General features: G+C 73.4%; 14 protein-coding genes. 10 read left to right on the top strand and 4 right to left on the bottom strand.

Annotation, left to right across the window (positions count from 1 at the left end; all coding sequences use genetic code 11):
- The first annotated feature begins 102 nt into the window (after positions 1 to 102).
- The 4 genes from ACZ5OX_RS01285 (at position 103) to ACZ5OX_RS01270 (ending at position 3,193) form a co-directional block, all read left to right on the top strand.
- Positions 103 to 1,308, top strand: a complete 1,206-nt coding sequence (locus tag ACZ5OX_RS01285) for a sensor histidine kinase (protein ID WP_465628032.1) — start codon at positions 103 to 105, stop codon at positions 1,306 to 1,308.
- On the top strand, positions 1,305 to 1,931 hold the full coding sequence (locus ACZ5OX_RS01280; RefSeq protein WP_465628030.1) for a response regulator transcription factor: 627 nt from the start codon (positions 1,305 to 1,307) through the stop codon (positions 1,929 to 1,931). Before ACZ5OX_RS01285 ends, ACZ5OX_RS01280 begins: the two co-directional genes overlap by 4 nt.
- 48 nt (positions 1,932 to 1,979) lie before the next feature.
- Positions 1,980 to 3,002, top strand: coding sequence for an NAD(P)H-dependent flavin oxidoreductase (locus ACZ5OX_RS01275; RefSeq protein WP_465628028.1), 1,023 nt, complete (start codon positions 1,980 to 1,982; stop codon positions 3,000 to 3,002).
- Between the two features lie 68 nt (positions 3,003 to 3,070).
- The gene (locus tag ACZ5OX_RS01270) at positions 3,071 to 3,193 is read left to right on the top strand and encodes a hypothetical protein (RefSeq protein ID WP_465628026.1); all 123 of its coding nucleotides are present in this window, start codon (positions 3,071 to 3,073) and stop codon (positions 3,191 to 3,193) included.
- A 35-nt stretch (positions 3,194 to 3,228) separates the two neighbouring features.
- On the opposite strand, the gene ACZ5OX_RS01265 is transcribed toward ACZ5OX_RS01270, so the two are convergent.
- A complete protein-coding gene (locus ACZ5OX_RS01265; protein WP_465628024.1) occupies positions 3,229 to 4,692 on the bottom strand; it encodes an aminopeptidase P family protein in 1,464 nt (487 codons plus the stop codon).
- Positions 4,693 to 4,853: 161 nt separating this feature from the next.
- Here ACZ5OX_RS01265 and ACZ5OX_RS01260 point away from each other — a divergent pair, with 161 nt between their 5' ends.
- Genes ACZ5OX_RS01260 through ACZ5OX_RS01240 form a run of 5 tightly spaced genes read left to right on the top strand, consistent with a single transcriptional unit; the run spans position 4,854 to position 10,536 of the window.
- Complete coding sequence (locus ACZ5OX_RS01260; RefSeq protein WP_465628022.1) at positions 4,854 to 6,602, top strand: ABC transporter substrate-binding protein; 1,749 nt, start codon at positions 4,854 to 4,856, stop codon at positions 6,600 to 6,602.
- A 13-nt stretch (positions 6,603 to 6,615) separates the two neighbouring features.
- Positions 6,616 to 7,578 carry an ABC transporter permease gene (locus tag ACZ5OX_RS01255; protein ID WP_465628020.1) on the top strand — a complete coding sequence of 321 codons (963 nt, stop codon included), beginning with the start codon at positions 6,616 to 6,618 and terminating at the stop codon, positions 7,576 to 7,578.
- Positions 7,575 to 8,561, top strand: a complete 987-nt coding sequence (locus ACZ5OX_RS01250) for an ABC transporter permease (RefSeq protein ID WP_465628018.1) — start codon at positions 7,575 to 7,577, stop codon at positions 8,559 to 8,561. Before ACZ5OX_RS01255 ends, ACZ5OX_RS01250 begins: the two co-directional genes overlap by 4 nt.
- Positions 8,561 to 9,562 (top strand): ABC transporter ATP-binding protein, encoded by a 1,002-nt coding sequence (locus tag ACZ5OX_RS01245; protein WP_465628016.1) that lies wholly within the window; start codon positions 8,561 to 8,563, stop codon positions 9,560 to 9,562. Before ACZ5OX_RS01250 ends, ACZ5OX_RS01245 begins: the two co-directional genes overlap by 1 nt.
- The gene (locus tag ACZ5OX_RS01240; RefSeq protein ID WP_465628014.1) at positions 9,559 to 10,536 is read left to right on the top strand and encodes an ABC transporter ATP-binding protein; all 978 of its coding nucleotides are present in this window, start codon (positions 9,559 to 9,561) and stop codon (positions 10,534 to 10,536) included. Before ACZ5OX_RS01245 ends, ACZ5OX_RS01240 begins: the two co-directional genes overlap by 4 nt.
- Before the next feature lie 149 nt (positions 10,537 to 10,685).
- Here ACZ5OX_RS01240 and soxR read toward each other — a convergent pair whose 3' ends face one another.
- Entirely contained in the window at positions 10,686 to 11,159 is a 474-nt protein-coding gene (gene soxR, locus ACZ5OX_RS01235; RefSeq protein ID WP_449791816.1) for a redox-sensitive transcriptional activator SoxR, read from the bottom strand.
- Between the two features lie 60 nt (positions 11,160 to 11,219).
- On the opposite strand from soxR, the gene ACZ5OX_RS01230 reads away from it, so the two are divergent.
- Positions 11,220 to 12,677: an MFS transporter gene (locus tag ACZ5OX_RS01230; RefSeq protein ID WP_465628012.1), complete on the top strand. Its 1,458-nt coding sequence runs from the start codon at positions 11,220 to 11,222 to the stop codon at positions 12,675 to 12,677.
- Positions 12,678 to 12,745: 68 nt separating this feature from the next.
- Here the strand turns inward: ACZ5OX_RS01230 and ACZ5OX_RS01225 are convergent, their stop codons facing one another.
- Both ACZ5OX_RS01225 and ACZ5OX_RS01220 read right to left on the bottom strand, forming a co-directional pair.
- Complete coding sequence (locus tag ACZ5OX_RS01225; RefSeq protein WP_465628010.1) at positions 12,746 to 15,109, bottom strand: immune inhibitor A domain-containing protein; 2,364 nt, start codon at positions 15,107 to 15,109, stop codon at positions 12,746 to 12,748.
- A gap of 171 nt (positions 15,110 to 15,280) precedes the next feature.
- Positions 15,281 to 17,347, bottom strand: a complete 2,067-nt coding sequence (locus ACZ5OX_RS01220) for a S9 family peptidase (RefSeq protein WP_465628008.1) — start codon at positions 17,345 to 17,347, stop codon at positions 15,281 to 15,283.
- Positions 17,348 to 17,360 lie beyond the last annotated feature (13 nt).

The following is a 17,360-nucleotide window of genomic DNA, read 5'->3' as shown; positions in this document are numbered from 1 at the left end:
GGGGCATCGCGCGGGGGATTGCATCCTGGGCATCAAAGGGAAGATGCCGAGTTCAACCTTTTGATTGATGCCGGACCGGTGATGCCGACTTAGGCTGGACGGATGGCGACCGAACGATCCAGAACCACCCCCGTCGCCCGCGTCCTCCAGGTCTGCCTGCACCTGCTCGTTGCGGGCCTGCTCGTGCTCGCCGTCGGCCGGGCCGTCTTCGTCGACCGCAGCGGCGATCCCGCGGCCGTCGCCGCGGCGGCCACCGCGATGGCCGCCGTCTACACCGTCGGGCCGCAGCTGGCCGCCGTGCGCCGTTCGCGCCGGGCGGCCGCGCTCTGGCTGGTGCTGCTCGGCGTCACCTGGGCGGGCGTGCTGATCGCCACCCAGGACGGGGTCTGGCTGGCCTTCCCGCTGTACTTCCTGGAACTGCACCTGCTCGGGCGGCGCGGCGGCCTGGTCGCCGTCGGGCTGACCGCCGCCGCGTCGATCGCCGCGTGGTCCTGGCACCAGCACAGCTTCAGCTTCGCCGCCTCCATCGGGCCCGCGCTCGGCGCGGCCGTCGCCACTGCGACCGTGCTCGGCTACCAGGCGCTGTACCGGGAGAGCGAGGAACGGCGCCGACTGATCGACGAGCTCACCGCCGCCCGCGCCGACGCCGCCGCCGCGCACCACGCGGCCGGGGTGCTGGCCGAGCGCGAGCGGCTCGCCCGGGAGATCCACGACACCCTCGCGCAGAGCCTCAGCTCCATCCAGCTGCTGCTGCGGGCCGCCCAGCGGGCCCTGCCGGAGCGCACCGAGGCCGCCGCCGGGTACGTCGAGCAGGCGCGCCAGGCCGCGCAGGACAACCTGGACGAGGCCCGCAGGTTCGTCCGGGCGCTCACCCCGCCCGCGCTGGACGGGGATCCGCTGCCGGTCGCGCTGGAGCGGCTGTGCGCGACGACGACGGCGCACGGCACGCTGCCCGTCCACCTGCACGTCTCCGGCGACCCGGTCCGGCTGCCGGCCGCGCAGGAGGTCGCGCTGCTGCGGATCGCGCAGTCGGCGCTCGGCAACACCATCCGGCACGCGGCGGCGACCCGCGCCGAGGTGACACTCAGCTACATGGAGGGCGAGGTGGCGTTGGACGTGGTCGACGACGGGGCCGGGTTCGATCCGGCGGCGGTCGCGGGCCGCACCAGTGCGGAGGGCGGGTTCGGGCTGCCCACGATGCGGGCCAGGGCGCGGGCGCTCGGCGGCAGCTTCACGGTGGAGTCGGTGCCCGGCCAGGGCACGGCGGTGGCGGTGCAGCTGCCGGTCACCGCGGAGGCCGGCTCGTGATCGGGCTGCTCATCGCGGACGACCACCCGGTGGTGCGGGCCGGACTGCGGGCGGTGCTGGAGTCCGAGCCGGACTTCACCATCGTCGCGGAGGCGGCCACCGCCGAGCGGGCCGTCGAGCTGGCCGCGGAGCCGGGCGTGGACGTGGTGCTGATGGACCTCCAGTTCGGGCCGGGGTCGGCGATGAACGGGGCGCAGGCCACCGCGGCGATCACCGCCAGGCCGGGCGCGCCCCGGGTGCTGGTGGTCACCACGTACGACACCGACGCGGACACCCTGCCGGCCCTGGAGGCCGGCGCCACCGGCTACCTGCTGAAGGACGCGCCGCCGGAGGAGCTGGCCCAGGCCGTACGGGCCGCCGCGGCCGGGCGCAGCGCGCTGGCGCCCAGCGTCGCGGACCGGCTGCTGGAGCGGATGCGGACGCCGGCGGCGGCGCTCAGCGCCCGGGAGACCGAGGTGCTGGGGCTGGTCGCGGACGGGCTGGCCAACCAGGGGATCAGCCAGCGGCTGCACCTGAGCCAGGCCACGGTGAAGTCCCATCTGGTGCACATCTACACCAAGTTGGGGGTGGACTCGCGTACGGCGGCGGTGCGCGAGGCGCGACGGCGGGGGCTGATCCGCTGAGCGTAGGGTGGGAGCGGTCCGTGCCCGCCCGCAGCGTGAGGAGCCCCGATGGCCGTCGGCATCCATGACCTCGCCGTCCCCGTGATCGCCGCCCCGATGGCGGGCGGGCCCTCGACGCCCGAGCTGGTGGCGGTGGTGAACCGGGCCGGCGGGCTGGGGTTCCTGGCCGCCGGGATGAAGAGCGCCGCCGGGATGTCCGAACAGATCGCCGCGGTACGGAAGTCCGGCGACCGGCCGTTCGGGGTGAACCTCTTCGTGCCGGGCCCGCCCGGGGACCGGGCGGCCGTCGCCGCCTACCGGGAGCGGCTGCGGCCCGAGGCCGAGCGGTGGGACGTGACGCTGCCGGAGGAGGCCGAGCCGGACCGGGACGACTGGGAGGCCAAGCTCGCCGCGCTGGTCGCGGACCCGGTGCCGGTGGTCTCGTACACCTTCGGGCTGCCGACGGCCGAGGAGGCGGCGGCGCTGCGGGCGGTCGGGACGACCCAGGTCGCCACCGTCACCACGCCGCAGGAGGCGCGGGCGGCGCAGGCCCTCGGGATGGACGCGCTGTGCGTGCAGGGTCCGGAGGCGGGCGGCCACCGGGGCACCCACCGGGTGGCGGACGAGCCGGGGGACCTGCCGCTGCTCGAACTGCTGCCCGCCGTACGGGAGGTGACGTCGCTGCCGCTGGTCGCCGCGGGCGGGCTCGGCGACGGCCCGGCCATCGCGGCGGCCCTGCGGGCGGGCGCGGTGGCGGTGCAGCTGGGCACGGCGCTGCTGCGCTCCGACGAGTCCGGCGCCTCGGCCGCCCACCGGGCCGCGCTCGTCGAACTCCCGGAGACGGCCGTCACCCGGGCCTTCACCGGCCGCCCCGCCCGCGGCCTGCGCAACGCCTTCATCGACCGCTACGGCCCGTACGCCCCGCCCGCCTACCCCGAGGTCAACCGCCTCACCACCCCCCTGCGCGCCGCCGCCGCCCGCCGCGGCGACACGGACGCCATGCACCTCTGGGCCGGCACGGCCCACCACCTGGCCCGCACGGGCCCGGCGGAGCAGATCGTCGCGGAGCTGTGGCAGGCGGCGCGGGGGTAGTGGGTCGGGGCACGCAGGACGCGGCGTGTTGTCCCTCATCCTGGTCGCCGGCGACAAGAGAGGCGCGGGTGTCGCAGATCGAGCACGGGCAGGTGGACAGCCTGGACAACCTGCGGGCGTATTCGGCGGCGATCGGTGGCGAGGTCGAGGTGACGGTTCGGCGAGGGGAGCGGACGATCAAGGTGGCCTGACCGTCCGCTCCTGGCGATGTCTCCTGGTGATGTCCTTAGCTCAGCAGGTCGGACATCCAGGACTCGACGGCGTCGGCGGTGCGGGGGAGGGCGCCGGACATCAGGTGGGCGCCGTCGGCGGTGATGACCAGGTCGTCCTCGATGCGGATGCCGAGGCCGCGGAGTTCGGCGGGGAGGGTCTCGTCGTCGGGCTGGAGGTAGAGGCCGGGTTCGACGGTGAGGACCATGCCCTCCTCCAGGGTGCCGTCGAGGTAGCGGTCGGCGCGGGACCTGGCGCAGTCGTGGTAGTCGAGGCCGAGCATGTGGCCGCTGCCGCAGAGGGTGTAGCGGCGGTAGAGGCCGTTGTCCTCGGCGAGGGCCTCCTCGGCGGAGACGGGCAGGACGCCCCAGTCGGCGAGGCCCTCGGCGATGACGCGCATGGCGGCGCGGTGGAAGTCGCGGAACCGCGCCCCCGGGCGCAGGGCGGCGATGCCGGCGCTCTGGGCGGCGAGGACGAGGTCGTAGGCCTGGCGCTGGACCGGGGTGAAGGTGCCGCTGAGCGGGAGGGTGCGGGTGATGTCGGCGGCGTAGAGGGTGTCGGTCTCGACGCCCGCGTCCAGCAGCAGCAGGGAGTTCGGGTCGAGGGCGCCGTCGTTGCGGATCCAGTGCAGGACGCAGGCGTGGGCGCCGGAGGCGGCGATGGTGGTGTACGAGGTGCCGTTGCCCTCGGCGCGGGCGCGCAGGTCGAAGACGCCCTCGATCCAGCGTTCGCCGCGGTGGTGGCGCAGGGCGGTGGGCAGGGCGCGGACGACGTCCTCGAAGCCGGTGGTGGTGTGGTCGACGGCCAGTTGCAGCTGGCCGATCTCCCAGGTGTCCTTGACCAGGCGCAACTCGGAGAGGACGGCGGCCAGTTCGCCGTCCCGCAGGCCGTCGGCGGGCCGTTCGGTGGGCCGTCCGGTGGCCTCGTCGACCAGCGGGTCGGTGCCGGCCAGCACCCGGGTGGGCGGCTGGGGGCCGCTGAGCAGCTTGCCGAGGTCGTCGAGGTGTTCGGTGCGCACCCCGGTGAGGCGGGCCGCCTCGGCGAGGTCGGGCCGGGAGCCGACCCAGAACTCGCCGTAGCGGCGGTCGCGGTAGAACTCGCCGCCGTCGCGGGGGGAGCGCGGGCGCAGGTAGAGGATCGGCTCGTGGCCTTCGGGGCCGGCCGGTTCGAGGACCAGGACGTGGTCGGCCTGGTCCTCGCCGGTGAGGCCGGTGAGCCAGACGTACGCGCTGTGCGGGCGGAAGCGGTAGTCGAGGTCGTTGCAGCGGACCTTGAGCCGGCCGGCCGGGACGATCAGCCGTTCGCCGGGGAAGGCGGCGGAGAGCCGGGCGCGGCGGCCGGGGAAGCGGTCGTAGCCGGGGACCCGCCGGTCGGCGGGGAGGGGGGTGGCGGACCAGCTGGTGGCCATGAACGAGGCGAGCGCGGGGGAGACCGGGAGGTCGTGGCTTCCGGTGTTGAGGCCGGTCGTGGGGAGGGTCACCGGTGAACTCCTAGACGGGGCTGGGGAGATGCGGGCACGGACACAGCTCGGTAACGGAGGGCGTCACCTCTTGTGCAGTGCAATTTCACATTACTATGTTACGGGTCACACAGCGCAGCCGGCCAGATCGCTGGATCAGGCCCCCCACAGCGGAGTTGCACATGACCAGGCGCACCCACGCCGCCCTCGCGGCGGCCCTCGCGGCGACCCTCACCCTCGGCCTCGGGGCCTGCTCCAACGACAAGAGCGACAGTGGCGCCGACGCCGCCCCCTCCGACGGCAAGGGCCCGGGCGCGGCGTCCGGCTCGATCATCGGCGGCACCCCGGCCAAGGGCGGCACCCTCAACATCCTGACCAACCAGGACTTCGCCCACCTCGACCCGGCCCGCAACTGGGTGGTGCCGCACATGGACTTCGGCACCCGGCTGATCTACCGGACCCTGACCACCTTCAAGTCCGAGCCGGGCGCGGCCGGCAGCGAGATCGTCCCGGACCTCGCCACCGACCTCGGCAAGTCCTCCGACGGCGGCAAGGTGTGGACCTTCACCCTCAAGGACGGCCTCAAGTACGAGGACGGCTCGCCGATCAAGTCCGCCGACATCAAGTACAACGTCGAGCGATCCTTCTCCCCGGACCTCACCGGCGGCCCCGACTACGCGATCCAGTACCTGGCCGGCGGCGAGAACTACAAGGGCCCGCTGGGCGGCGAGCACCTGGCCGGCATCGAGACCCCGGACGACAAGACGATCGTCTTCCACCTGAAGCGCCCGGTCGCCGAGTTCTCCGACACCGTCACCCTGCCGACCTTCGCCCCGGTGCCGCAGTCCCAGGAGAAGGGCACCCAGTACGACGCGCGGCCGTTCTCCTCCGGCCCGTACAAGATCGAGACCTACGACCGCGGCAAGCAGCTGGTGCTGGTCCGCAACGACAACTGGGACCCGGCCACCGACACCGTCCGCAAGGCGTACCCGGACAAGGTCGTGGTCACCCAGGGCATCAAGGGCGGCCAGGCCGACGACCGGATCATCGCCAGCGACGGCGCCGACGCCAACGCCATCAACATGCCCTGGATGCAGCACGAGACCGTCGCCAAGGTGCTGCCCAAGGCGGACGTCAAGTCCCGCATGGTCGCCGAGCAGACCGGCTGTACCGACATGCTCTACATGAACACCGCCAAGGCCCCCTTCGACGACCCGAAGGTACGCGAGGCGATGATGTGGGCGGTCGACCGCGACGCCCAGGTGACCGCCTTCGGCGGCCCCGCGATGACCGACGCGGCGACCTCCTTCCTGCCGCCCGCGCTGGCCGGCGGCGTCAAGTCCGACCCGCTGAAGATCCCGGTGAGCGGCGACCAGGAGAAGGCCAAGAAGATGCTCCAGGAGGCGGGCAAGAGCGACCTCAAGGTCTCGCTCACCGTCTCGACCGGCGACAAGACCCGCGCCGAGGCGATCCAGCAGTCGCTGTCCAAGGCCGGCGTCCAGGTCACCGTGAACACGGTCGACGCGTCCGCCTTCGCCGACACCGTCGGCGACATCAAGAACGCCCCCGAGCTGACGCTCAACGGCTGGTGCCCCGACTACCCCTCCGGTGCGACGTTCCTGCCGTTCCTCTTCGACGGCCGCACCATCAAGGAGAAGGGCAACCAGGGCAACTACAGCCAGTTCAAGGACCAGGCCACGATGGACCGGATGGACCAGATCGCGGCCATGACGAACGTCGACGAGGCGAACAAGGCCTGGAAGCAGCTGGACGAGGACCTCATGAAGAAGGCCCCGGCCGTCCCGCTGCTCTGGCAGCGGCGCCCGCTGCTGGTCGGCACCAACGTGGCCGGCGCGTTCGGCAACTCGGGCTTCGCCGGCATGATCGACCTGGCCACGGTCGGCCTCAAGGACCCCGCCAAGGGCAAGTGAGGGACCGGCAGCCATGAGTACCACCACTGAGCCCGCCGCCGTGGCCGACGCCACGGCGGGGGGCGCCAAGAAGAGTGCCGGGCGCGGGCCCTGGCGGCTGGTCTGGGACCAGCTGTGGGCCAAGGGCTCGGCCCGGTTCGGGCTGATCACCGTCGGCGTGCTGGTCCTGGTCACCGCCCTGGCGGGGCCGCTCGGCTCGCTCGGCGGCTGGAGCCCGGAGGAGTTCGACAAGCGCTCGCTCGACCCGTACCTGGGCGGCCTGCCCAAGGGGGACTTCGGCGGCATCAGCACCCGGCACTGGCTGGGCGTCGAGCCGCTCACCGGCCGCGACCTGTTCGCCCGGGTGCTGCACGGCGGGCAGGTCTCCCTGCTGATCGCGTTCACCGCGACGGCCGTCGTCGTGCTCGTCGGCACCCTGGCCGGCATCGCGGCGGGCTACTTCGGCGGGCGCGTCGACACCCTGTTGTCCCGGCTGATGGACCTCACGATGTCCTTCCCCTCGCTGATCTTCATGATCGCGATGATGTCGGTGGCCAAGGACGTCAACCGGATCCTGCTGATCACCCTGGTGATCGGGCTGTTCACCTGGCCCGGCATCGCCCGGGTGGTGCGCGGGCAGACCCTCTCGCTCAAGCACCGCGAGTACGTCGAGGCCGCCAAGGTCGGCGGGGCGCGCTCCTGGCGCATCCTCACCCGGGAGATCCTGCCGAACGTCTCGGGCCCGATCATCGCCTACACCACCCTGCTGGTCCCCGGCATGATCGCCACCGAGGCCGCGCTCAGCTACCTCGGCGTCGGCGTCCGCCCGCCGACCGCGTCCTGGGGCCAGATGATCGCCGAGAGCATCGTGCACTACGAGACCGACCCGACCTACTTCCTGATCCCGACCGCCTTCCTGTTCGTCGCCGTGCTCGCGTTCACCCTGCTCGGGGACGCGCTGCGCGACATCCTCGACCCCCGGGGAGGCCGGTCGTGATCCTCTACCTCGGCCGCCGACTGCTCGGCGTGGTGGGCATCCTGCTCGCCATCTGCGCCATCACCTTCACCATCTTCTACCTGCTGCCCAACGACCCGGCCGCGGCCGCCTGCGGCAAGACCTGCAGCCCCGAGCGGCTCGCCGACGTCAAGGCGGCGATGGGCCTGGACAAGCCGGTCTGGGAGCAGTTCCTCGCCTACCTCGGCGGCATCTTCGCCGGCCGCGACTACGGCTCCGGCCCCAGCGCCGTGCACTGCGGCTTCCCCTGCCTCGGCTACTCCTACGAGTACGGGCTGCCGGTGTGGGACCTGCTCACCGACCGCCTGCCGGTCTCCGTCTCGCTGGCGCTCGGCGCGGCCGTGCTCTGGCTGGTCCTCGGCCTCGGCGCGGGCGTCACCTCGGCGCTGCGCAAGGGCAGGCCGGTCGACAAGGCGCTGATGGTGCTCTCCGTCGGCACCGCCTCGCTGCCGGTCTACTTCACCTCGATCATGCTGATCTGGGGCGTCGTCAGGACGGCCGGCCTGCTGCCCTACCCGGCGTACCACAAGTTCACCGAGAACCCCTTCGAGTGGGCCTCCAACCTGCTGCTGCCGTGGATCGCGCTGGCCCTGCTGTACGCGGCGATGTACGCCCGGCAGAGCCGCAACTCGATGATCGAGACGATGGCCGAGCCGTACATCCGCACCGCCCGGGCCAAGGGCCTGCCGTCGCGGACGGTCACCGTCAAGCACGGGCTGCGCTCCGGGATGACGCCGATCCTGACCATCTTCGGGATGGACCTCGGCGGGCTGCTGGCCGGTGCCGTCATCACCGAGTCGATCTTCGGCCTGCCCGGCGTCGGTCGGCTGTTCTACGACGGCCTGGCCCGTTCCGACCAGCCCGTCATCCTCGGCGTCACCCTGCTCGCGGCCTTCTTCATCGTCGCGGCGAACCTGCTGGTCGACCTGCTCTACGCGTTCGTCGACCCGAGAGTGAGGTACTGATGGCCGAGCTGTTGGAGGTCGAGGACCTCAAGGTCTCCTTCGACACCCCGCGCGGCACCGTCCGGGCGGTGGACGGGATCTCCTTCACCGTCGAGGCCGGACGGACCCTGGGGCTGGTCGGCGAGTCGGGCAGCGGGAAGTCCGTCACCTCGCTCGCCGTCATGGGCCTGCACCGCGGCGCCACCGTCACCGGCTCGATCCGGCTGAACGGCCAGGAGCTGGGCGGCCTGGGGGAGCGGGAGCTGGGCGTCGTCCGGGGCCGCCGGATCGCGATGATCTTCCAGGACCCGCTGTCCAGCCTGCACCCCTTCTACACCGTCGGGGAGCAGATCGCCGAGCACTACCGGGTGCACTTCAAGGCCAACCGCAAGGCCGGGCGGGCCCGGGCGGTGGAGATGCTGGCCGAGGTCGGCATCCCCGAGCCGGCCCGCCGGGTCGACGAGTACCCGCACCAGTTCTCCGGCGGCATGCGCCAGCGCGTCATGATCGCCATGGCGCTCGCCTGCGAGCCCGAGCTGCTGATCGCCGACGAGCCCACCACGGCGCTCGACGTCACCGTCCAGGCGCAGATCCTCGACCTGATCGCCCGGATCCAGCAGGAGCGCGGCCTCGGCGTCGTGATGATCACCCACGACCTCGGCGTGGTCGCCCGGGTCGCCCACGAGGTCCTGGTCATGTACGGCGGCCGGGCCGCCGAACAGGCCCCGGTGGACCGGCTGTTCGCACAGCCCGCGCACCCGTACACGCGCGGCCTGCTGGACTCGCTGCCGCGCCTGGACGACACCGACGACGCCCCGCTGAGGGCCATCCCCGGCAGCCCGCCGTCGTTGATCGCCCCCGCCCCCGGTTGCTCCTTCGCCCCGCGCTGCGCCCGCACCACCGCCGCGTCCGCCGAGGAGCACGCCCGCTGCCTGGCCGAGCGACCCCTGCTCGGCCCGCTCGCCCCAGGCCACCAGGCCGCCTGCCACCTGCCGCTGGTGCCGGAAGGGGTGTCGCGATGACTCAGCCGTTGCTCTCGGTACGGGACCTGGTGAAGACCTTCCCCGGCCGGCGCGGGCGCACCGGGCGGCCCGGTGCGCCGATCCGGGCGGTGGACGGGGTGAGCTTCGACGTCGGCGCGGGCGAGACGCTCGGGCTGGTCGGCGAGTCCGGCTGCGGCAAGTCCACCACCGGGCGGATGATCGTCCGGTTGCTCGACCCGACCTCGGGCACCGTCACCTTCGACGGCACCGAGATCGGCGGGCTCTCCCAGGCGCAGCTGCGCCCTCACCGGCGCGATCTCCAGATGGTCTTCCAGGACCCGTACTCCTCGCTCAATCCCCGGCAGACGGTGGCCCGGATCATCTCCGAGCCGCTGCTGGTCCAGGGTGAGAGCGCGACGGCCGCGCGCGAGCGGGCCGCCGAGCTGATGGAGCTGGTCGGGCTGATCCCCGAGCACCTGGACCGCTACCCGCACGAGTTCTCCGGTGGCCAGGCCCAGCGCATCGGCATCGCCCGCTCGCTGGCCACCTCGCCGCGGCTGGTGATCGCCGACGAGCCGGTCTCCGCGCTGGACGTCTCCATCCAGGCCCAGGTGGTCAACCTGATGGAGCGGCTCCAGCGGGAGCTGGGGCTGGCGTACGTGTTCATCGCCCACGACCTCTCGGTGGTCAAGCGGGTCTGCGACCGGGTCGCGGTGATGTACCTGGGCCGGATCGTGGAGATCGGCGACAAGGCCGAGGTGTACGGCAACCCCGCGCACCCGTACACCAGGGCGCTGCTGTCCGCCGTCCCGCTGCCCGACCCGGAGGCGGAGCGGACCAGGGAGCGGATCGTGCTGCTCGGCGACCCGCCGAGCCCGGCCGACCCGCCGCCCGGCTGCACCTTCCACCCGCGCTGCCCGAAGGCCCAGGAGCTGTGCCGGACCGAGCGGCCGCTGCTGAGGATCGCCGGGCCCGGCGAGCGGCAGGCGGCCTGCCACTTCCCGGAGGCCTGAGGCGTGTCCCGCGGATTCCGTCGGCCCCGGCCCGGATCCGCGGGACCCGGCCCGGGGCACCCATGACCCCCGGTCGGACGCGGCGGGGAACCCTGCGAGGGCCGCGTCCGACCGGGTTCCACCCTTCTTGCCCCGGTCCCTCTCCCGTCTCAGTCCTCGACGGGCAGCAGGCCGTCCCCCGGCAGCAGCCGGCGCGGGCCCGGCCCCTCGGCGGCCAGCTCGTCCCCCGGGTTGAGCACCCGGCAGCGGCGCAGCGACACGCAGCCGCAGCCGATGCAGCCGGTCAGCTCCTCCTCCAGCCGTTCCAGCTCGGCCCGGCGGGCGCGCAGCTGCTCGGCCCAGCGCCGGGAGATCCGCTCCCAGTCGTGCTTGCCGGGCATCCGGTCCTCGGGCAGTCCGGTGAACACCTCGGCGACCTCGGAGAGCGGGATGCCGAGCCGTTTGGCGACCAGGATGAGCGAGATCCGGCGCAGCACGTGCCGCCGGTAGCGGCGCTGGTTGCCCGCCGTGCGCTCGGAGGAGATCAGCCCCTGGTCCTCGTAGAAGCGCACCGCCGAGGTGGCGATCCCGGCCCGCCGGGCCACCTCGCCGACGCTCAGCAGATCGACCGGTGCGGTGGTCATGGCGGCTCCTCGGCGGTCGGTCTTGACTTCAAGTTTTGTTGAAGTCCTAGCGTACCGGACGTGACCGAATCAGTTGCCGCCAAGAACGACACGGCCCAGCCCGAGCTGGGAAGTTACCCCATGGAGTCGCCGTCCGCGGGAGCCACCGGAGGGTGGCGCGAACTCTTCTCCCGCCGCTACGCCGCCCCCGCCTCGATCCTGGCCGGCGGCGTCGCGCTGTACGCGATGAACCTCTACTTCACCGCCGCCCTGATGCCCTCGATCGTGGCCGACATCGGCGGCGAGCGGTACTACGCCTGGGTGGCCACCGGCTTCCTGACGGCCGCCGTCATCGCCTCGATGCTGGTCAGCCGGATGCTGGACCGGCTCGGTGCCGCCCGGGCCTACGTGCTGGGCTTCCTGGTCTTCGGCGCCGGCGCGGTGGTCAACGCGCTCAGCCCGTCGATGGCGGCGCTGATCACCGGCCGGGTGGTGCAGGGCCTCGGCGGCGGCCTGGTCGCCGGGCTCGGCTACGCCGTGATCCGCAGCGCCCTGCCTGAGCGGCTGTGGACCCGTGCGGCCGGGCTGGTCTCCGCGATGTGGGGTGTCGGTATCCTGGTCGGCCCGTCGCTGGGCGGGCTCTTCGCCCAGCTCGGCGCCTGGCGCGGGGCGTACGTCCTGCTGCTGGCCGCCGCGCTGGTGCTGGCGGCGCTGGCCCGCCGGGTGCTGCCCGGGCGCTCCGGCGCGGGGCACGGCAGCGGCCCGGTGCCGCTGCCCTCGCTGCTGCTGCTCACCCTGGCGGCGGCCGCCTTCAGCGTCAGCTCGACCGTGCCGAGCGGCTGGCCGACGGCGCTCTGCCTGCTCGCCGGGCTGGCGCTGCTGGCGGGCTTCGTCTCGGTCGAGCGGCGCGCGGCGGCGACGGTGCTGCCGCAGCAGACCTACCGGGCCGGCAACCCACTGAAATGGCTCTACCTGACCGTCGCGGTGCTCTGCGCGGGCGTGGTGACGGAGAACTTCATCCCGCTGTTCGGCCAGGAGCTGGGCGGGCTCTCCCCGCTGGTGGCCGGGTTCCTCGGTGCCACGACCTCGGCCGGCTGGACCACCGCCCAGCTGTTCAGCGTCGGCATCGAGTCGGCCCGCGGCCGGGCCCTGGCGATCCGCACCGCGCCGCTGGTGCTGGTCGCCGGCCTGCTGGTCTACGGGCTGTCGCAGACCGGGCACGCCTCCGGGCTGCGGGTCCTGCTGTGGGCGGTGGCGCTGTTCGGCGCCGGCACCGGGATCGGGCTGGCCTTCCCGCACCTGAGCGTGGCCGCGATGCGCAGCAGCAGTGACCCGGCCGAGGGCGGCAAGGCGGCCGCGGCGATCAACACCACCCAGCTGATCGCCTTCTCGGTGACCTCGGCACTGGCCGGCACGCTGGTCAACCTGGGCGGCGACACCCCGGTCGACTCGGCCCGGTACATGACCTTCGGGACAGCCGCGATCACCGTCCTCGGGGTGGCGACCGCGGCCCGCACCGCCCGCAGCCTGGGGAGGTGAGGACACAGACCGGCCCCGGATCCCTTTCGTCGGGGGGATCCGGGGCCGCTGTCACACGGTTGCGCGGGTCAGGAGGCCGGGCCGACCCGGACGGTGGTGATCTTCCCGCCCTGGGACTCCCGGACGACCTCGATCTTCGTGTTGGTGTCCGGCACCTTCACCGTCAGCTGCGGCGTCGCCGGGTCGCCGTACACCCCGGTGTGGTCGTTGAACACCGGCACGGCCGGCTTCGCCGGGACGCGCACCGCGACGCCGCCCTTGTGCAGGGTGAACGGCGTGGTCGGCTTGAGCGAGAAGGGCGCGTCGTACGTCTGCGCCCGCCCGTTGACCAGGGTGCCGTCGGCGAAGCGGACCGGCGCCGGGTGGGCGTCGACCGGCAGGATCAGCCCGCCGCCGGGGTGGTCCTTGGTGTTGTTGTCACCGTACGAGGTGTCCCACAGCCAGACCAGGACGCCCTCCTGGTACGGGTAGTTGTCCACCACGTTGGCCTTGCCCGCGACGCCGCCGTAGCCGAAGTTGTACGGGCCGGTCTTCAGGAACGCCCCGTAGCCGGTGTAGCGGCGGTTCTCGGCGAGGTACGCGCGCGGGTGCTGCTTGACGGCGGTGCGGCCGGTGATGACCGTGAAGCCGCCGGCCGTCCAGCCGCCCGTGCCGTTCTCGGCGCCGTCGGTGAACAGCACGGTGGTGCCGGCGGTGGCCTTCACGGCGTCCACCAGCACGCCCCGGCCGTGGGTGTTGCTGTCCGAGGTGACGTGGAAGCGCAGCCGCACCTGCTGCCCGAGGTAGCCGTCCAGCGGGATGTGCAGCTGCTTGAAGCCGCCGGAACTGCCGCTCAGGCCCGGGGTGTTGGCGTTGGTGTTGCCGATCGGGGCGCCGTCCACGGTGCCGCCGAGGGCGGTCCAGTGCTTGCCCTGGTCGGTGGAGGCCTCGACGGTCAGGAAGTCGTAGTCCTGCTCGGTGTCGTACCAGACCGCCGCGTCCAGGGCGGCCGGGCCGGCGGCGGTGCGCAGGTCGAGGTCCCGGGCGAGGGAGTTGTCGAGGTTGTCGCCGGTGTCGCTCCACCACTGCCGGCCGCCCTCGTACGGGTCGGCGAGGTCGGTGCTGGTGGTGCCGTCCGGCAGGTGGACCAGGACCGCCTGGGCCTGGTCGGTGTTGTAGCTGCTCACCCCGAGGGCGTGGGTGGAGCGGGTGGCGGCCTGCGCCTCGTCGTAGTCGAGCCAGCCGAACTGCAGCTTGCTCCAGGCGTCGAGGTCGCCGGGGTAGCCGCCGGTGGTGTTCGGGCCCTTGCCCAGGTAGGAGCCGGAGGACATCAGCGACCAGAAGTTGACGCTGTTGTCGCCGCCGCTGGTGGGGTACAGGTCGGGCAGGCCGAGGTTGTGGCCGTACTCGTGGGCGAACAGGCCGACGCCGCTGTTCTCGCCCGCCTGGACGTAGTCGTAGACGTACAGGCCGGTGTCGCCGACGGGGGCGCCGCCGATCCTGTTGCCCTCCGGGCCGGTCTGCCCGGTCGCGTCCGGGAAGGTCCAGCTGCGGTGCGCCCACAGCGCGTCGGCGCCCTGGGCGCCGCCGCCCCAGGTCTCGTCCACGCCCGCGTGCACCACGACGACGTTGTCCAGGTAGCCGTCCGGCTGGGCGAACTCGCCGTCCTTGTCGTGGTCGTAGCGGTCGTAGACGTCGTACTGGGCGAGCTGCGCCTTGATGTCGGCGGCGGAGCGGCCCTTGGCGATCTCGCCGTCGTACCAGGCCTTGACGGCGTCCCGGATGAACTCCTGGCCCTGGGTCCAGGCGCCGGAGCCCTGGGGGCCCTTGTTGCTGCCGTAGCGGGCCTCGTTGTACGGGACGGTGACCCAGTCGCTGACGGTGCCCTCGACGTCGTACCGGCCGGAGGACTGGGTGCGGTAGTAGTTGCGCATCGACACCGCGCCGGGCGTGTCGTCGAAGAACATCTTCTGGTAGTACGCGCGGTCGAAGTCCGCCGACCACAGAGTGTGGTTGTCGTCCTGGCCCGGCTTGGGGATCTGGTTGTGGCGCGGGCCGGGGGTGCCGCCGTAGCGCGCCTGGCCGTTCCACTGGGTGGTGTCGTCCACCTGGTCGCCGAACTGGGCGAGGATCACGAAGACCTTGTCCGTGCGCTGGTGGGCGAGTTGGACGTAGTCGTCGCCGATCTTCACCTTCGCCGGGGCCCGCTTGCCGGCGCTCTTGGCGACGGTGCCCTTGTTGAGCTGTTCCAGGGCCTTGCCGCGCAGCGCCTGGCGCTCGCGCTCCTGCGGGACCAGCGGTGCGGGCGGGGCCTCGGCGCCCTGCCCCGTGTCGGCGGGGGCGGCGAGGGCGGCGGGGGTCGGGGGTGCGGCCTGGGCGGGGGTGCCCAGCAGGGTGGCCGCTATCGCGCCGGTGGTGAGCGCGGCGGCGAGGGCGGCGGACAGTCTGCGCAACTGACCGTTCCTTTCCGGGGGATGGGGGTCCTTCGGGTCATCAGTCGGTGAAGCGCAGGTAATATTTCACATGTGACCGGTCACGTGGAAGAGGTCCGGGAGCAAGTGGAAGGGGCGCCGCACCCGGCGGTGCGACGCCCCTCGGCACTCCGCCCCGGGCGGAGCGACGGATCACTCCAAAGAGGCCCGCAGGAAGGCGAGTTCGGCCTGGGCCAGCTGCTCCAGCAGCCCGCCCGGGGTCATGTGGGTGGCGCCGGGCAGCGGCAGTACGCTGTGCGGGCGGCCGGCCCTGGTGAGCGCCTGGGAGAGCAGCAGGGTGTGCGAGGGGTGGACGTTGTCGTCCGCCAGCCCGTGGATCAGCAGCAGCGGCCTGGCCAGGCCGGGCGCGTCGGTGAGCAGGCAGTCGTCGGCGTAGCCCTCAGGGTTCTCCTGCGGCAGGTCCAGGTAGCGCTCGGTGTACGCGGTGTCGTAGAGCCGGAAGTCGGTGGGCGGGGCGCCCGCGCAGGCGGCGTGGAAGACGTCCGGGCGGCGCAGCACGGCGAGCGCCGCGAGGTAGCCGCCGTACGACCAGCCGCGCACGCCGACCCGGCCGAGGTCGAGGTCCGGGTGCTCCTCGGCGAGCGCGTGCAGGGCGTCGACCTGGTCGTCCAGCGTCACCCGGGAGAAGCGGCGGAAGATGGTCCGGCTGAACTCGGGGGAGACGAACGGGGTGCCGCCGTTGTCGACGGTGACCACCGCGAAGCCCTGGTCGGCCCACCACTGCTTGAGCTGCCAGCGGCGCGGCTCGTTGGCCACCGCCTGGTAGCCGGGCCCGCCGTAGACGTCCAGCAGGACGGGCAGCCGCCGGCCGGGGACGTGGCCGCGCGGGTACACCACGGCGGCGGGCAGGGCGCGTTCGGTGACCCGGGAGCGCTGCGGCTCCACCCGGTGGGGCAGCGGGGCACTGAGGTCGGTGAGCGGCAGCTCGCGGCCGTCGAGGCTGACGACGCGCCGGACGCCGCCGGCGTCGGCCGAGGTGAGCAGCAGGGTGTCGGCGGCGGCGAGGGCGGTGTGGGTGCCGGGGCCGGAGGTGAGCGGCTCGGGGGCGCCGCCGTCCGGGTCGATCAGGTGGACGTACTGGTCGAAGGGGTCTCCCTCGCCGGTCTCGCAGAGCAGCCGGCCGCGCAGTCGGCCGACGACCCGGCGGATCTGCAGGCCGGTGGTGTCCAGCGGCTTGCCGTCCAGCGCGAGGCCGCGGGCCTGCGGGGTGTCGTGGACGGTGAGCAGTCGGCCGTCGGCCAGCCGGGCGGGGGTTCCGGGCAGGTCGTCCACCCAGAACTCGTCGGTGGTGCGGGAGAGTTCGTCGGTCCTGCCGGTCTGCGGGTCGGCGCTCAGCAGCAGCACGTTCTGCTGCAGGCGGTCGGCGACGGTGAGCAGCACCTCCCCGTCGGAGGCCCAGGAGGCGGCGCAGACGTACGGGAACTCCTCGGCGTCCCAGTGCAGTCGGACCCGGGTGCCGTCGAGGCCGAGTACCCAGAGCTGGACGTCCGCGTTGGGGCCGCCGGCCTGCGGGTAGGCGAAGTCCTCGGGCGCCTCGCCGGGGTTCGCCGGGTCGGCGAAGTACCGCCGGGGGACGGCGGATTCGTCGACCCGGGCGGCCAGCAGCGCGCGGCCGTCCGGGCGCCACCAGTGGCCCCGGTGGCGGCCGAGCTCCTCGGCGGCGGCGAACTCGGCGACGCCCCAGCGGGCGCCGTCGGCGGGGGAGAGCGGTTCGAGGGCGGGGGTGACGAACAGGGCGTCCCCGGCGACGTAGGCGACGCGCTGCCCGGTGGCGTCCGGCCGGGGGTCGAACGCGGGCCCGGCGACCGGGAGTTCGTCGCTGGTGCCGGCGGCGGTGTCGGTGCGGAACAGCCGGCCGTCCAGGGTGAAGACGGCGGTGGAGAGGTCGGCGGTGGCGGCGTACGTGCCGATCCCGGCGGCGACCAGCCGGGTGCGCTCGCGCAGCCGGCGCTCGACGGCGGGCAGGTCGTCGCGCCGGCCTGTGCGGCCGGGCAGCAGCGCGGCCGGGTCGGCGACCAGCCGCTCCTCGCCCGTGGTGGCGTCGAGCAGGTGGAGGCGGTCGACCGGGTCCTCCGGACCGGTGGAGCGGAGCAGCAGCAGCCGGGTACCGTCCTCGGCGAAGGTGTACGCACGCGGCGCGCCGAAGGTGAACCGGCCGGTACGGGCGCTGAGGGCAAGGAAGGCGTCGGTGATGGTCACGGCCCGATGGTGG

Source organism: Kitasatospora sp. NPDC032121, assembly GCF_055580145.1.
Note: the sequence above shows the minus strand (reverse complement) of the source record. Positions and strands in the feature narration are given on the sequence as shown.

What these genes read in the sequence shown, in the direction of transcription:
- ACZ5OX_RS01285 (WP_465628032.1), top strand. Translation starts at nt 103, where the DNA reads ATGGCGACCGAACGATCCAGAACCACCCCCGTCGCCCGCGTCCTCCAG.
- ACZ5OX_RS01275 (WP_465628028.1), top strand. Translation starts at nt 1,980, where the DNA reads ATGGCCGTCGGCATCCATGACCTCGCCGTCCCCGTGATCGCCGCCCCG.
- ACZ5OX_RS01260 (WP_465628022.1), top strand. Translation starts at nt 4,854, where the DNA reads ATGACCAGGCGCACCCACGCCGCCCTCGCGGCGGCCCTCGCGGCGACC.
- ACZ5OX_RS01255 (WP_465628020.1), top strand. Translation starts at nt 6,616, where the DNA reads ATGAGTACCACCACTGAGCCCGCCGCCGTGGCCGACGCCACGGCGGGG.
- ACZ5OX_RS01245 (WP_465628016.1), top strand. Translation starts at nt 8,561, where the DNA reads ATGGCCGAGCTGTTGGAGGTCGAGGACCTCAAGGTCTCCTTCGACACC.
- ACZ5OX_RS01240 (WP_465628014.1), top strand. Translation starts at nt 9,559, where the DNA reads ATGACTCAGCCGTTGCTCTCGGTACGGGACCTGGTGAAGACCTTCCCC.
- soxR (WP_449791816.1), bottom strand. Translation starts at nt 11,159, where the DNA reads ATGACCACCGCACCGGTCGATCTGCTGAGCGTCGGCGAGGTGGCCCGG.